Origin of the sequence: Pseudomonas sp. GM41(2012), from assembly GCF_000282315.2 — a bacterium.
In the GTDB taxonomy this organism is placed as follows: domain Bacteria; phylum Pseudomonadota; class Gammaproteobacteria; order Pseudomonadales; family Pseudomonadaceae; genus Aquipseudomonas.
In genome coordinates this window covers 38,779-52,867 of record NZ_AKJN02000012.1, presented here as the reverse complement: position 1 = coordinate 52,867, position 14,089 = coordinate 38,779, and the positions used below count along the sequence as shown (strand labels likewise).

At 59.5% G+C, this 14,089-nt stretch carries 15 protein-coding genes; 7 read left to right on the top strand and 8 right to left on the bottom strand.

From position 1 onward, the window contains the following. Positions 1-176: 176 nt before the first annotated feature. Together PMI27_RS00980 and PMI27_RS00985 are read right to left on the bottom strand one after the other, a co-directional pair. Positions 177-791, bottom strand: coding sequence for an NAD(P)-dependent oxidoreductase (locus PMI27_RS00980; protein ID WP_008156060.1), 615 nt, complete (start codon positions 789-791; stop codon positions 177-179). Between the two features lie 108 nt (positions 792-899). After that, entirely contained in the window at positions 900-1,781 is an 882-nt protein-coding gene (locus tag PMI27_RS00985; protein WP_008156062.1) for an MBL fold metallo-hydrolase, read from the bottom strand. A 208-nt stretch (positions 1,782-1,989) separates the two neighbouring features. Between PMI27_RS00985 and PMI27_RS00990 the strand changes: the two genes are divergently transcribed. Both PMI27_RS00990 and PMI27_RS31920 read left to right on the top strand, forming a co-directional pair. Further along, on the top strand, positions 1,990-2,895 hold the full coding sequence (locus tag PMI27_RS00990; protein ID WP_081757451.1) for a LysR family transcriptional regulator: 906 nt from the start codon (positions 1,990-1,992) through the stop codon (positions 2,893-2,895). A 221-nt stretch (positions 2,896-3,116) separates the two neighbouring features. Continuing rightward, a complete protein-coding gene (locus PMI27_RS31920; protein ID WP_008156066.1) occupies positions 3,117-3,293 on the top strand; it encodes a hypothetical protein in 177 nt (58 codons plus the stop codon). Between the two features lie 8 nt (positions 3,294-3,301). Here the strand turns inward: PMI27_RS31920 and PMI27_RS00995 are convergent, their stop codons facing one another. Continuing rightward, entirely contained in the window at positions 3,302-4,198 is an 897-nt protein-coding gene (locus PMI27_RS00995; RefSeq protein WP_008156068.1) for a helix-turn-helix domain-containing protein, read from the bottom strand. A gap of 188 nt (positions 4,199-4,386) precedes the next feature. On the opposite strand from PMI27_RS00995, the gene pobA reads away from it, so the two are divergent. Together pobA and PMI27_RS01005 are read left to right on the top strand one after the other, a co-directional pair. Beyond that, the gene (gene pobA / locus PMI27_RS01000) at positions 4,387-5,571 is read left to right on the top strand and encodes a 4-hydroxybenzoate 3-monooxygenase (RefSeq protein ID WP_177327891.1); all 1,185 of its coding nucleotides are present in this window, start codon (positions 4,387-4,389) and stop codon (positions 5,569-5,571) included. Between the two features lie 80 nt (positions 5,572-5,651). Next, on the top strand, positions 5,652-7,169 hold the full coding sequence (locus PMI27_RS01005; protein ID WP_008156071.1) for an MDR family MFS transporter: 1,518 nt from the start codon (positions 5,652-5,654) through the stop codon (positions 7,167-7,169). 135 nt (positions 7,170-7,304) lie between these two features. On the opposite strand, the gene PMI27_RS01010 is transcribed toward PMI27_RS01005, so the two are convergent. The 4 genes from PMI27_RS01010 to PMI27_RS01025 all read right to left on the bottom strand — a co-directional run bounded on the left by PMI27_RS01010 (position 7,305) and on the right by PMI27_RS01025 (position 11,254). Further along, on the bottom strand, positions 7,305-8,153 hold the full coding sequence (locus PMI27_RS01010; protein WP_008156073.1) for a cache domain-containing protein: 849 nt from the start codon (positions 8,151-8,153) through the stop codon (positions 7,305-7,307). A gap of 152 nt (positions 8,154-8,305) precedes the next feature. Continuing rightward, entirely contained in the window at positions 8,306-9,181 is an 876-nt protein-coding gene (locus tag PMI27_RS01015; protein ID WP_008156075.1) for a hypothetical protein, read from the bottom strand. 119 nt (positions 9,182-9,300) lie between these two features. Then, positions 9,301-10,293, bottom strand: a complete 993-nt coding sequence (locus PMI27_RS01020) for an NAD-dependent epimerase/dehydratase family protein (protein WP_008156077.1) — start codon at positions 10,291-10,293, stop codon at positions 9,301-9,303. 67 nt (positions 10,294-10,360) lie between these two features. Next, positions 10,361-11,254, bottom strand: coding sequence for a LysR family transcriptional regulator ArgP (locus PMI27_RS01025; RefSeq protein ID WP_008156078.1), 894 nt, complete (start codon positions 11,252-11,254; stop codon positions 10,361-10,363). A gap of 96 nt (positions 11,255-11,350) precedes the next feature. Here PMI27_RS01025 and PMI27_RS01030 point away from each other — a divergent pair, with 96 nt between their 5' ends. The 3 genes from PMI27_RS01030 (at position 11,351) to PMI27_RS01040 (ending at position 13,135) form a co-directional block, all read left to right on the top strand. Beyond that, positions 11,351-11,752 (top strand): ACT domain-containing protein, encoded by a 402-nt coding sequence (locus tag PMI27_RS01030; RefSeq protein ID WP_008156081.1) that lies wholly within the window; start codon positions 11,351-11,353, stop codon positions 11,750-11,752. A 7-nt stretch (positions 11,753-11,759) separates the two neighbouring features. Continuing rightward, entirely contained in the window at positions 11,760-12,362 is a 603-nt protein-coding gene (locus tag PMI27_RS01035; protein WP_008156083.1) for a LysE/ArgO family amino acid transporter, read from the top strand. 176 nt (positions 12,363-12,538) lie between these two features. After that, on the top strand, positions 12,539-13,135 hold the full coding sequence (locus tag PMI27_RS01040; RefSeq protein ID WP_008156084.1) for a superoxide dismutase: 597 nt from the start codon (positions 12,539-12,541) through the stop codon (positions 13,133-13,135). A 171-nt stretch (positions 13,136-13,306) separates the two neighbouring features. Here PMI27_RS01040 and PMI27_RS01045 read toward each other — a convergent pair whose 3' ends face one another. Beyond that, on the bottom strand, positions 13,307-13,570 hold the full coding sequence (locus PMI27_RS01045; protein WP_008156086.1) for a DUF6124 family protein: 264 nt from the start codon (positions 13,568-13,570) through the stop codon (positions 13,307-13,309). Between the last annotated feature and the right edge of the window lie 519 nt (positions 13,571-14,089).

Here is a 14,089-nt window from a genome sequence, read left to right as displayed (position 1 = left end):
ATCCCCCCCTCACCCTAACCCTCTCCCCAGAGGGGAGAGGGGACTGACCGAGTGTCTGGTGGAAATTTTGCGACCTGAGATATCGAGTCGAACTCCAGTTTTGAACAGCCCCGGATCTGCCCCCTTTCCCCCTCTCCCCTCTGGGGAGAGGGCTGGGGTGAGGGGTGGTTTTCAGCTCAATACCCGACTGTAAACCGCTGCCGAGAATGCTTCGGCGCTTCCACTTCATCGATCATCGCAATCGCATAATCAGCAAAAGTAACCCAACTCCGCCCTGCACTGCTGACCAGCAAATCATCCTTGCCAACCCGAAACGTCCCCGTGCGTTCACCTTTGACAAACTCTGCCGACGGCGACACAAAGGTCCAGTCCAGCTCTTTTTCCTGCCGCAGGTTTTCCAGGAACAGCGCACCGGCACTGGCCTCAGCCTTGTATGCCTGCGGAAAACCCTCGCTGTCGATGACGCGGGTTCCGTCCGGCAGCAACAGCGAACCGGCACCGCCCACCACCAGCAGACGCTTCACGCCGGCCTGTTTCACCGGTCCGATCACAGCGCCGGCAGGCAGGGTCGCGAAGTGCGCAGCGCTGATCACCACGTCATGGCCTGCGACTGCCGCTTGCAACGCTTCGGCATCGAGGGCATCGACATTCTTGGCGACCACACCGGCACGCTGACCGATCTTCGAGGTGTCGCGGGCGATCGCGGTAACGCTGTGACCACGACGCAGGGCTTCTTCCAGCAGTTGGCTACCGGCACGACCGGTGGCACCAATGATTGCAATTTTGCTCATGACGTTCTCCAGTTGGCTTGGGTGTATCTGAGGTTTGCAGCTAGTGAGCTGTGGCGAGGGGGCTTGCCCCCTCACCACAAAAGCCTCTTCAGCTTCAGGTACGGCGGGTTACCACTTCATCTCGCCCTTGGCGACTTTGGCGCTCAGTTCAAGCGAGCTTTCTTCACCCAGCGTCGGGTAGCGTTTTTTCATCGCGGCGATCAGCGCAGCAGCGTCTTTTGCCTTGGCGGTTTCTTCGTCGAAGGCCTTGATGTAATCGGCGGTGAACTGCACGGCGGCCAGCGAACGGGCGCTCTCACCGAGGTAATGACCCGGCACGATGGTTTTCGGTTTCAGGGTTTCAATGGAATGCAGCGTAGTCAGCCAATCGGCGTGGGACTGCGGCGTCTGGGTGTCGGCCATCCACACGTGAATGTTTTCTGCGACGACGACGCCACCGACCACAGCCTTGATCGACGGGATCCAGACAAAGCTGCGATCCGGCTGCTTGCCGTCCAGCCCCACCACCTGCAATTTCTGCCCTTCGAGCATCAGGCTGTCGCCCTTGAGTACATCCGGCACGATAGTTTTGGCTGGCACGTCGGCTCCCATCTTCGGCCCCCAGAACGCCAGTTTGCCGTCGACGGTTTTCTGGATGTGGTCCACGGTCGGCTGCGAAGCGAGCACTTTGGCGTTGGGGAATGCGGCGGTCAGGGTGTCGAGGCCGAAGTAGTAATCCGGGTCACCGTGGCTGATGTAGATGGTGGTCAGTTGCTTGCCGCTGGCGCGGATCTTTTCGACCACTTGCTCGGCCTGGGATTTGCCAAATTGCGCATCCACCAAAATCGCGTCTTTCTCGCCGCTGACCAACACCGAGGTTACCGGGAAGATCGCCTTGTCGCCCGGGTTGTAGACGTCCAGGGTCAGGGTCGAGGCAGCCGCTGCGTGGGCGGCGAAACCGAGGGTGGCGGTGGCCAGCAAAATACGTTTAAGCGAGGTGAAGCCGATCATCTGTTGCTCCGTTGTCCGAATGCCGTGCTTGGCGATGGTTCTGTAGGAGCTGTCGAGTGAAACGAGGCTGCGATCTTTTGATCTTGCCTTTACAAGATCGCAGCCTCGTTTCACTCGTCAGCTCCTACAGGGGACAGAGCTTAGTTGCATGACTCAGTACAAAAAATGCGATGCTGGAACATAGTTTGTTTCTGAAAGCGGGCAAATCATGGATCGTCTACAAGCAATGCGGGTGTTCGTCACGGTGGTTGATCTCGGCAGCCAGTCGGCCGCCGCCGATCACCTGGACCTGTCACGGCCAGTGGTTTCGCGCTATCTGGCGGAGCTGGAGGATTGGGTCGGCGCACGCCTGATGCACCGCACCACGCGCAAGTTAAGCCTGACCGCCGCCGGCAGTGAAATCCTGCCTCGATGTCGGCAGATGCTCGACCTGTCCACGGACATGCAAGCCGCCGTCAGCGAACCGGACGATGCACCGCGCGGCCTGTTGCGGATCAGCGTCAGCACTTCGTTCGGTCAGGCCCAACTGGCGGATGCCATGGCCGCTTACGTCAAACGTTATCCCGGCGTCAGCATCGACCTGCAGATGCTCGACCGCACGGTGAACCTGGTGGATGAGCGCATCGATCTGGCGATCCGCACCAGCAACGACCTGGACCCGAACCTGATCGCGCGACGGCTGACGGTCTGCCGCTCGGTGATCTGCGCCTCCCCCGCGTATCTGCTCGAACACCCGACACCGCTGCGGGTCGAAGACCTGAGCCAGCACAATTGCCTGACCCACTCCTACTTCGGCAAAAGCCTCTGGCATTTCGAGGAGGACGGTGAGCAGGTGTCAGTGCCGGTGCAGGGCAACATCAGCGCCAACGAAGCCAGCACGTTGGCGCGTGCGGCGATGGCCGGTGCAGGGGTGGCGATGCTCCCCAGTTATCAGGCCGGCGTGCATATCCACAGCGGCGAACTGATCCGCCTGCTGCCCCACGCCGAACCCCGGCAGATGAACGTTTACGCGGTGTATGCCTCACGTAAACACATGCCGGCGGCGTTGCGCAGCATGCTGGATTTTCTGGTGCTCAGATTCCCCGAGGAGCCGGAGTGGGATATTGGCCTGTAACCGGATCAAAAAATGTGGGAGCGAGCCTGCTCGCGAAAGCGGTCGATCATCCAACAATGATGTCGACTGACCCACCGCATTCGCGAGCAGGCTCACTCCCACAGGGGTTCATCAGTGCTCTGAATACCGGGGTACATACGCAAGCCGCGTTGCTGGCAACTCACTGGCGCTGACCTATGCTGAAAGTAGTACCGAAGGGTATTCGTTCAGAGGTCAACGCCATGAACATCAAAACAAGAAGATACCTCGCGATTTTCATCACCTGCGCGGCCACGCTCGCGCTGTATGGCACCGCGGCCTGGCGCGTTGAGCAGTTGCGACAAGTACCCCGTGAATACGCAAGCTGCAACTTCGAACGCTGCATTCCCCACAACGCGACCCTCAACGCCCTCAAGTAACTAAGGGATCAGGCCTCGTTGTCCTGATCGGCCTTCAAGCGGTCGCGAAATGCCTTGGGCGAGATCCCCACTCGACGCCGGAACAGGCGCGTGAAGTTGGTCGGATCAGAGAACCCCAACACGTCGGACATTTCATAAATGGTCATGCTGGTGTAGGTCAGCAAGCGCTTGGCCTCCAGCAATTGACGCTCGTGCATGATCTGCAACGCCGGTTGTCCCGCCAGCTCACGGCAGGTGCCGTTGAGGTGGGACACGGAAATCCCCAGTCGATGGGCCAGGTCCTCGACCTTGACGTGCTGGCGATAGGTCTCTTCCACCAGCTGGATAAAACCGTTGAGGTATTCCCGGGCACGTTGCGGACGCTGGCTGGCGTTGCGGCGGGAAATCACCTGGCGGCTGACCCACACCATGATCACGCTGACCAGCGAATGCATGAGCATTTCGCGAGCCGGCTGGTGGCCGGTGTACTCGTCTTGCAGCGCTGAAAACAGGCTGTTGAGGTATTCGCCTTCCTTGCCCGCCGGATAACTTTCGGCCTGGGCCAGGGCGTTCACCGAGTTGCCCAGTTGCGCCTGAAGATGAGCAACCAGCGGTGCGGCAAGGGTCACGACAAACCCTTCGACGTCCTCGGAAAAGCGGAAACCGTGAACGGACAGCGGTGGCAGGATCTGGATCGCCGGCTCGGTCAGCTGCGTACGTTTGCCTTCGATTTCAAGCTCTGCCTGACCTTTGAATACGAAGAGCAACTGACACAAATCGGCGTGGCGGTGGGGTTTGATTTCCCACTGGTGTTCGCGGCTACGTTTGGAAATGGTTTCACAGTGCAGCAAGTCCGGGGTCGGCCAATCCAGGCTTTCACCGTAGAGCTTGAACACTGGAATCGAAGGTAGGTCAGGCTTGTTCATCACTTCAATCCAGGCCTCAGAGGTAGACGGGCGATAATCGCACCGATTGGCAGAATGTACAGGTATCGGCTCAGTTTTCCCCTTCAATTGACAGACTCGCGAGAGAAAAATGCAAGCACTCGATCCATAAAAATTATTCACAGGCCCCGGTCGTGTGAAGCTTGCGAGTCATAAAAACAATGAAAATGCTGAAAACCCAAATCGCCATCATCGGCGCCGGTCCGTCCGGTTTACTGCTCGGCCAATTGCTGCACAACGCCGGCATCGACACCCTCATTCTCGAACGCCAGGCCCCGGACTATGTGCTCGGTCGAATCCGTGCCGGTGTCCTCGAACAAGGCATGGTAGAGCTGTTGCGCCAGGCTGGGGTGGGACAGCGGATGGACGCCGAAGGGCTGGTCCACACAGGCTTCGAACTGGCCCTCGACGGACGCCGCGTACACATCGATCTGCAAGCCCTGACCGGTGGCAAAACGGTGATGATCTACGGTCAGACCGAGGTCACCCGCGACCTGATGGCCGCTCGTCGGGAGGCCGGTGCGCAGACGATTTACGAGGCACGCAACGTCGTTCCTCACGGGATGAAAACCGAAGAGCCGTTCGTGACTTTTGAGAAGGACGGCGAGCTGTATCGACTCGATTGCGACTACATCGCCGGGTGCGACGGTTTCCATGGCGTGGCCCGGCAGTCGATTCCTGCCGAGTGCCTGAAAGTGTTCGAGCGGGTCTATCCGTTTGGCTGGCTCGGCATCCTCGCCGACACGCCGCCAGTGCACGAAGAGCTGGTCTACGCCAGGCATGAGCGCGGTTTTGCCCTGTGCAGCATGCGTTCGGCCACCCGCACTCGCTATTACCTCCAGGTGCCGGCCGACGAGCACGTCGAGAACTGGTCTGATCAGCGCTTCTGGGATGAACTCAAATCCCGTCTGCCAGGCGCGTTGGCAGCGTCGTTGGTCACGGGGCCTTCCATCGAAAAAAGCATCGCGCCGTTACGCAGTTTTGTCGTCGAACCGATGCAGTACGGGCAGATGTTTCTGGTCGGCGACGCCGCGCACATCGTCCCGCCCACCGGCGCCAAGGGCCTGAACCTGGCGGCCAGCGACGTCAGTACGTTGTTCAACATTCTGCTGAAGGTTTACCGAGAAGGCCGTGTGGATTTGCTGGAGAAATACTCCGAGGTCTGCCTGCGTCGGGTATGGAAAGCCGAGCGGTTTTCCTGGTGGATGACCTCGATGCTGCACCGTTTCGATGATCACGACGCCTTCAGCCAGCGGATTGCCGAGTCAGAACTGGGGTACTTCGTCGACTCCGAGGCCGGTCGAAAAACCATTGCAGAAAATTACGTCGGCCTTCCATACGAGGCTATCGAATAGCCTGCTACCGACTTACACTGGCGAGCATCCCCGCTCGCCTTGCTCCTTGCGGGTCAATCACTGTCCGCAGGTTCAAACCCGTGACCAATCTCAACCAGCCTGAAACGCCAAAACCGGCCATTCGCAGCGTGTTGATCGCCCTGATGCTGGCGATCTTTCTGGGCGCGCTGGACCAGACCATCGTCGCCGTGTCGATGCCGGCCATTTCCGCACAATTCAAGGACGTCAGCCTGCTGGCCTGGGTGATTTCCGGCTACATGGTGGCGATGACGGTGGCCGTGCCGATCTACGGCAAATTGGGCGATCTGTACGGTCGCCGCACGTTGATGCTGTTTGGCATGGGGTTGTTCACGGTCGCTTCGTTTTTCTGCGGCATGGCCCAGAGCATGGAACAGCTGGTGCTGGCGCGGATTCTTCAAGGCATCGGTGCTGGCGGGATGATTTCGGTCAGCCAGGCGATCATTGGCGACATCGTGCCGCCCCGGGAACGTGGCCGCTATCAAGGCTATTTCAGCAGCATGTACGCCGTGGCCAGCGTGGCCGGCCCGGTACTCGGCGGTTACATGACCGAGTACCTGTCATGGCGCTGGGTATTTCTGATCAACCTGCCGTTGGGCCTCGGTGCCTGGCTTGTGGCCAATCGAACGCTGGTGGGTTTGCCAGTGCCACAGCGCAAACCAATCATCGATTACCTCGGTACGGTGCTGATGATCATCGGCTTGACCGCCTTGTTGCTGGGCATCACCCAGGTCGGCCAGGGCCATTCGTGGCAAAGCGCCGACGTGCTGGGCCTGCTCGGTTGTGCGGTGTTGGTACTGGCGCTGTTCGTCTGGCATGAACGCCGCACGCGGGAGCCGCTGCTGCCGATGCATTTGTTCGCCAATCGCAATGCGATCCTGTGCTGGTGCACGATCTTCTTCACCAGTTTTCAGGCGATCTCGCTGATTGTATTGATGCCGTTGCGCTTCCAGAGCGTGACCGGCGCCGGGGCCGACAGCGCCGCGTTGCACCTGTTGCCGCTGGCGATGGGTTTGCCGATTGGCGCGTATTTCGCCGGCCGCCGAACCTCGGTGACCGGGCGCTACAAGCCCATGATCCTGACCGGCGCCCTGCTCATGCCGATCTCGATTCTCGGTATGGCGTTCAGTCCTCCCCAGGCATTTGTACTCAGTAGTCTGTTCATGTTGCTCAGCGGGATTGCCAGCGGCATGCAGTTCCCGACGTCCCTGGTCGGAACGCAGAACTCGGTGGCACAACGGGACATCGGTGTCGCCACCAGCACCACCAACCTGTTCCGCTCACTGGGTGGTGCGGTGGGTGTGGCGTTGATGTCGGCACTGCTGCTGGCGTTGTTGCAGGACTCAAGTTTTGCCCACCTGGCCGGCTCTTCGATGATTGCCGAGGGCAGTTCGGGGAATGTCTTGCTCGATGGTTTGAACGCCGCGCCGGGGGATGCGCAGAACGCCTTGCGCGCTGAGCTGCTGCTGACGTTCCGGCATTTGCTGATGGTCAGTGCGGCGGTGTCGCTGCTGGGGCTGGCGGCGGCGGTTGCCATGCCGGATAGGATATTGCGTGGGCGCGAGGATAAGGTTCGGTAGAAGGACCGCGTCGCCTGCAATCGCGAGCAGGCTCGCTCCCACAGTAGATCTCCAGTGATCACAGCATTTGTGTACGACGCAGATCCAATGTGGGAGCGAGCCTGCTCGCGATTACGGTGTGTCAGGCACCACTATTCAAGGGCTGTAATACCCGACAGCCACCAGAAAATGCCCGACCTTTTTCAGGTAGGCATGCTTGTCCTCGACCTTGCCAGTCACCGGGTTTTTCCAGCGGTACTCGTATTCGCCGTCGTCCTGCTTGGCCATCAGCGCCAGTATCGGCTCCCCAACCGGCTTGCCTTCCGGATCCTTGATCTTGCTGAAATCGGTATTGATCAACCGCAGGTTGGTGCCATGGGCGACATAACGCTGGTTATCCAGGTCGACGACGAAGACGTACAGGTCATCCTGCAAGTAACCGCCCTTGAGGGAGTTGATGGCCGTGAGCGTGCCCTTCTCGTCCTTGGCCAGATCGGCCGCCGCTTTGTTCAGCAACGCCATCGCCTGTTCCGCTGAGGCCCGTGGCAAGTAGTAACCGACCGCCAGGATCCGCTGACCGACGCGCTGGTAGAACACATGCTTGCGTTCGACCTTGCCGTCGGACCAGTTCTGCCAGCGATATTCGGCCTGCTGGATGCCATTGCCCTCCGGCACTTTCAAGGCGTCTTTGAAGGCTTTCTGCAAATCCGGCCCGAGCACATCGGACACATCACGGCCAATCAACGCCGAAGACGGCCCGCCGCTGGCGAGCATCACGCCTTTGGTGTCGACCACGAACACGTAACGATCCTTATCGACAAACTCGCCCTGACGGCTAAAAGCAGCGAAGGCCTTGTCGCCATGGTCGTGGTAGTACGCCAGGGCTTTTTCCAGCAAGGCTTTGGCCGCCTGGCTGTCGTCCTTTTCCGTGCCGGCGGCTTGAACCTGGCCCAGGCACAGCAAAAGCATCACGCCCAGCAAGGCCAACCTATGCAAAAACCCCATTGCGCATCCCTCGTTCTTGTTGGTGTTTCAAGAGCGTAGACGGCTTGGGGATATGTATGAATATTCAGGAAACAGTGGCGACGGGGTCGTGATGTGAAGGGGCTTTTGTGGTGAGGGGCTTGCCCCCTCACCACAGGTATTGGGTATCCGGACTATTGCCCCCGGGTGCGCAGCTGCTGTTGCAGATTCTGGATCTGCGCCTGAAGGGAGTTGATGGTGCGGGTGACCTGGCTACGGAAGGCGTCGAATTCGGCGGTATTGGTCCCGCCTGACGTCGCGGCCGAGCGATTGTCCTGTTGGCTCTTGAGGATAATGACGTCCTGCTCCAGGCGCTCGATGGCGGCGCTCGGGTTGCCTTGTTTCTTCAGGGCAACGATGTCGGAGCCAAGGCTTTTAAGTTGCGCGTCGAATTTGTCTGTGTCCGTCAGGTTGCTTTTCAGCACGGCTACATCGCTGTTCAAGACTTTGACCTGAGCCTGCAATTGAATGGTGGCGGTCTGTTGTTCGGTGCCTTGCTCGGTTATCTGCGCCAGGCGCTTATCCAGCTCGGTGGTCTGTGCACTCATCTGCGCCAGGCGTTTGTCCAGATCGGTGGTCTGGCCGACAACGCCTTGCTGCTGTTTGCCTTGATCCTGGAGTTTGCTTTCCAGCTGCTTGATTTGCAGCTTCAAGGCTTCGCTGTCGCTGTTGACGTTGGTCTGACTGGCGACAACCTTGCCGGAAATGTCCTGCAAGCGCCCCGCCGCTTCCTCACTGATACGCGCGAAACTTTCCTGAGTCGCCACCAATTGCTGTTCCATCAGCGAGAGCTGCTGAAAGCTCCACCAGGCAAGGCCTGCGAACGCAAAGAACAAGGCGCCGACCAGCGCCCACAGCGGGCCGGTGCTCGGGCTTTTGACTTTGACGACTGGCGTGGTCCGCGAATGCACGGAGGTGCGAGCCGTGGTCGGAAAATCATCGTCGTCGAGGCTGTCGGCACGCAGGCTCGGTACATCGAAGTCGTCGTTGGCATCGTTACGCATGGACATTGAGTCAACCTTTGTGGAACGCGGTGATGGCTTGATGCAGCGCAGTATAACCCCCCACTGCCGCATCGATTGACCCTCAACCCCGAACTCGGTTCAGTGTTGCCGCGCCAACCCGCGCGTCAGCGGATGTCCTGGGCCTTCCACCAACCGCAGAATTCATCGAGGGCGGTCCAGAGACTGACTTTGGGATCGTAGTCCAGATAATGCCGGGCGCGGCTGATGTCCAGAGTGAAATTTTTGTTCATCACCTGCATGCCCAGGCGCGACAGGGTCGGCTCGGGGCGGCCCGGCCACAGCTTGCACACCCCTTCGTTGAGTGCCGCCACGGTGTAGGCCAAACCGTAGGAACGGTGGCGCGTGACCTGTGGGACATCCATCTTGCGCATCACGTAATTGACCACGTCCCACAACGGCACCGGCGTGCCGTTGCTGATGTTGTAGGCCTTGCCCAACGCCGAACCACTGGCCAGCAAACTGCTGAGCAACGCTTCATTGAGGTTTTGCACGCTGGTGAAATCAACCTTGTTCAGGCCGTTGCCGATGATCGCGAGCCGTCCTTTGCGCTGCATTTTCAGCAGCCGCGGAAAGATGCTCATATCGCCAGCCCCCGTCACGAAACGCGGGCGCAGGGCCAGGGTTTCGAGGCCGAACTCCTGAGCGCCGAAAACCTTTTGCTCGGCCAGGTATTTGGTCGCGGCGTAGGGATGCTTGAAGCGCTTGGGCACCTGTTCTTCGGTCAACCCCAGGTGATCGCGGCCATCAAAGTAGATCGACGGCGACGACAAGTGCACCAGTCGCCGAACCCGCTGTTTCAGACAGGCCTCGACCACGTTTTCGGTAACCTGCACGTTGCCCTGATGGAAGTCCTGATAACGCCCCCACAAACCGACCGCACCGGCGCAATGCACCACGGCTTCAACGTCTGAGCACAGGTCGCGTGCCAGTTCCGGGTCGCTCAAGTCACCCTGGATGAACTCGGCGCCACGGCGCACCAGATGCTCCACACTTTCGGCCCGGCGACCGTTGACCCGCACGTCCAGGCCCTGCTCCAGGGCAAAACGCGCAAAGCGTCCGCCGATGAAGCCGCTTGCGCCGGTAACCAGAATCTTCATGAATTGCTCCGAATATTTCGTTTTGCGTTTGCATATTGCGTAAGGCGTGAGGTCTTGACGCTGCCCGTCAGTCCAACGGCACCAGCCATTGCTTCGACGAACGCACCAACTGATCAGTGAGTAACCCCAGCAACTGACCACCATTGCGCCAATGATGCCAGTACAGCGGCACATCGATCGGCTTATCGGGCAAAAGCTCTACCAATACACCGCGCTCCAGTTGCTCGCGCACCTGCAGTTCAGGCACCAGGCCCCAACCGAGTCCCGCTTCCGTGAGACGGATGAAGCCTTCGGACGAGGGGCATAGATGGTGTTCGAATCCGCCATCGACGCCGAGGGACGCGAGGTAGCGATGCTGTAGGAAATCGTCCGGGCCAAACACCAACGCGGGCGTTTTCGACAACAGATCGGCGCGCACACCTTCAGGAAAATGCCGGGCGATAAATGCCGGGCTGGCCAACGCACGGTAGCGCATGGCCCCCAGCAAAACGCTGCGCGCGCCAGCCACCGGTCGCTCGCTGGCGCAGACGCACGCCGCGACTTCACCGGCGCGCATGCGTTTGAGGCCGACAGTCTGGTCTTCGACCACCAGATCGAGCAGCAAATGCTGTTCCGCGCAAAAATCCCCGACCGCCACGGCCCACCACGTGGCGAGGCTGTCGGCATTCAAGGCGATGCGCAGACGTTCCGGCAGACCTTCTTCGTCGAGTGCCGGCACCAGTGTTTGCAGGTCCCGTTCAAGCAAACGCACCTGCTGCACATGGTTGAGCAGCCGTCGGCCGATTTCGGTCGGGGCCGGCGGAGTCACCCGCACCAGCACCGGTTGGCCGACCCGCGCCTCCAACAATTTGATGCGCTGGGAGATCGCCGATTGCGACAAGCCGAGCACCTGAGCCGCACGTTCGAACCCGGCCTGCTCGACCACCGCGGCCAAGGCAGAAAGCAATTTATAGTCGAACATCAGTTTTCCTAATGAGCGATCAGCATGATTGGTTTTTCTTATACAGCCTGACACCGGAGAATGGCCAGCAAGAACTCTTGAACAAGGATCACCGACATGGCTGGCGAAACTTCATTGGCAACTCTGCTGCGCAGCATGAGCCCGCAACTCAACGCCGGCGAATACGTGTTCTGCACCCTGCGCGACGGCAAGTTGCCGGCAGGCCTGGAGATCGTCGGCAGTTTCCGCGAGCAGGAAGGTCTGACGGTGATTCTGGAACGTTCCCACGCCGAGAAGGCCGGTTTCAGTTTCGATTACGTCGCGGCCTGGATCACCTTGAACGTGCATTCGGCCCTCGAAGCCGTCGGCCTGACCGCCGCGTTCGCCACGGCATTAGGCCAGGCTGGCATCAGTTGCAACGTGATCGCCGGCTATTACCACGACCATTTATTCGTCGGCCAGGCCGATGCCGAACGCGCCCTGCACGTGCTGCGGGATCTGGCGGCCAACGCGGAGTAAACATCTTATGTGGCAAAGCTACGTGAACGGCCTGTTGGTGGCCGCGGGGCTGATCATGGCGATCGGTACTCAAAATGCGTTCGTGTTGGCCCAGAGCCTTCGGCGCGAACATCACCTGCCCGTGGCGGCACTGTGCGTGACCTGCGATGCCTTGCTCGTGGCCGCCGGAGTATTCGGCCTGGCGACGGTGCTGGCGCAGAACCCGACTTTATTGGCAGTCGCCCGTTGGGGTGGCGCCGTATTTCTGATTTGGTATGGCAGCCAGGCACTGCGCCGAGCCTGCTCGAAACAGAGCCTGCAACAAGGTGAAAACCAGACCGTGCGCTCGCTGCGCGCGGTGATGCTCAGTGCTTTGGCCGTAACGCTGCTTAACCCGCACGTTTATCTGGATACCGTGTTGCTGATTGGCTCCCTCGGCGCCCAACAAACCGAGCCCGGCGCTTATGTCGTGGGCGCGGCCAGTGCGTCGTTGCTGTGGTTCTTCACCCTGGCACTCGGCGCGGCGTGGTTAGCGCCATGGTTGGCGCGGCCAAGTACCTGGCGAATCCTTGATCTGTTGGTGGCGGTCATGATGTTTGCAGTGGCCTTTCAATTAATCGTCGCCGGTTGATTATTCCAAAAGGCTCTGGAACCTCTATTCCACACAGTTGTTGCGTGGTTATGCCGCACCCCCGGTGCTATGATCCGATCCGATGCGCCGCAAAGAGTACAAACTCCCCGGCGCTTGTCTGGCCGCCCGTGATCGGCCTTGCGCTCACCGCAACTGACCTGATTAGGAGAATCATCATGGCTTTCGAATTGCCGCCGCTGCCTTACGCACACGATGCCCTGCAGCCGCACATTTCCAAGGAAACTCTGGAATACCACCACGACAAGCACCACAACACCTATGTCGTGAACCTGAACAACCTGGTGCCAGGCACCGAGTTCGAAGGCAAGACTCTGGAAGAAATCGTCAAATCTTCCTCGGGCGGCATCTTCAACAACGCCGCTCAGGTCTGGAACCACACTTTCTACTGGAACTGCCTGGCGCCAAACGCCGGCGGTCAACCAACCGGCGCACTGGCTGAGGCTATCAACGCAGCCTTCGGTTCGTTCGACAAGTTCAAGGAAGAATTCAGCAAGACTTCCATCGGCACCTTCGGTTCCGGTTGGGGCTGGCTGGTGAAAAAGGCTGACGGTTCCCTGGCCCTGGCCAGCACCATCGGCGCCGGCAACCCGCTGACCAACGGCGACACCCCGCTGCTGACCTGCGACGTCTGGGAACACGCTTACTACATCGACTACCGCAACCTTCGTCCAAAATACGTCGAAGCGTTCTGGAACCTGGTCAACTGGAAATTCGTGGCTGAGCAGTTCGAAGGCAAAACCTTCACCGCTTAAGATCGACGCCAGTCAAAAAAACCCGGCTTTTGCCGGGTTTTTTTATGGCCGCTGGAAATGTGATGCCTGGCCGGCCGCCTTCGCGAGCAAGCCCGCTCCCACATTTGAAATGTATTCCCCTTGTGGGAGCGGGCTTGCTCGCGAAGAACGATAACGCAGTCAGCCTGCAGACTACTGCGGGTCGACGATATCCAACGCCCGATTAACGGCCAAGTCCGCCAACATGACGATCTGCGCAATGGCCAACGCCGTACTGCGCTGGGAGCCGGTCAGGTAGGTGGCGAAATCACTGGCCAGAACACTTGCCGAGGCCAATGACTCACAGGCGTGGGCCAGGAGGGATTCGGTATCCATGTCGGGGGCGATCATGAACATAGTGTTGGGACTGTAGGGTTTGGTGGTGTTGAAGGGGGGATCGGGGATTAACTTATCCACTTACATTTCCTTTTGAGTTTAGAGCCATCGATTCCCGATCTCACTCGAAGAAGAGGTGGCAGCTATGTGCAGGGTGAGATCACCGGCAAAAGGAACCCGGCCGGACCGAAGTCCGCCCGCACACAGCCGCCATAAAACAATTGCTGACAGCCTGGAGCTGGCGGCAATTATGGGGGGCCTAGCGCTGGTTTCCAATTGCTTAGACGGGGATCTCACTCCCGATCGCTGATTTTCAGCGACAGCCAAAAGGTAATTGAACCCGCTTCCTACGGGCAACCTGAAAACCTCGTGGGAAAGGTCTGGTTTTTTTACTGCTGTTTAAACGAACGCATCCGTTGCCTGTGCGGCCGCCATCGCGAGCAGGCGCTCCCACAGGGATTGGATGTTTGCAGGAAGAGATTGGTCGGCTGTCAGGCCGCCATCGCGGGCAAGCCCGCTCCCACAGGGATTGGATGTTTGGCAGGAAGAGATTGGTCGGCTGTCAGGCCGCCATCGCGAGCAGGCTCACTCCCACAAGGG

Excerpts from the sequence above, each read along its gene's own strand:
- PMI27_RS01015 (WP_008156075.1), bottom strand. The coding sequence starts at position 9,181 with ATGTCCATGCGTAACGATGCCAACGACGACTTCGATGTACCGAGCCTG.
- PMI27_RS01010 (WP_008156073.1), bottom strand. The coding sequence starts at position 8,153 with ATGGGGTTTTTGCATAGGTTGGCCTTGCTGGGCGTGATGCTTTTGCTG.
- PMI27_RS00995 (WP_008156068.1), bottom strand. The coding sequence starts at position 4,198 with ATGAACAAGCCTGACCTACCTTCGATTCCAGTGTTCAAGCTCTACGGT.
- PMI27_RS01020 (WP_008156077.1), bottom strand. The coding sequence starts at position 10,293 with ATGAAGATTCTGGTTACCGGCGCAAGCGGCTTCATCGGCGGACGCTTT.
- PMI27_RS01030 (WP_008156081.1), top strand. The coding sequence starts at position 11,351 with ATGGCTGGCGAAACTTCATTGGCAACTCTGCTGCGCAGCATGAGCCCG.
- PMI27_RS01025 (WP_008156078.1), bottom strand. The coding sequence starts at position 11,254 with ATGTTCGACTATAAATTGCTTTCTGCCTTGGCCGCGGTGGTCGAGCAG.
- PMI27_RS01035 (WP_008156083.1), top strand. The coding sequence starts at position 11,760 with ATGTGGCAAAGCTACGTGAACGGCCTGTTGGTGGCCGCGGGGCTGATC.
- PMI27_RS00985 (WP_008156062.1), bottom strand. The coding sequence starts at position 1,781 with ATGATCGGCTTCACCTCGCTTAAACGTATTTTGCTGGCCACCGCCACC.
- PMI27_RS00990 (WP_081757451.1), top strand. The coding sequence starts at position 1,990 with ATGGATCGTCTACAAGCAATGCGGGTGTTCGTCACGGTGGTTGATCTC.
- PMI27_RS01040 (WP_008156084.1), top strand. The coding sequence starts at position 12,539 with ATGGCTTTCGAATTGCCGCCGCTGCCTTACGCACACGATGCCCTGCAG.
- PMI27_RS31920 (WP_008156066.1), top strand. The coding sequence starts at position 3,117 with ATGAACATCAAAACAAGAAGATACCTCGCGATTTTCATCACCTGCGCG.
- PMI27_RS00980 (WP_008156060.1), bottom strand. The coding sequence starts at position 791 with ATGAGCAAAATTGCAATCATTGGTGCCACCGGTCGTGCCGGTAGCCAA.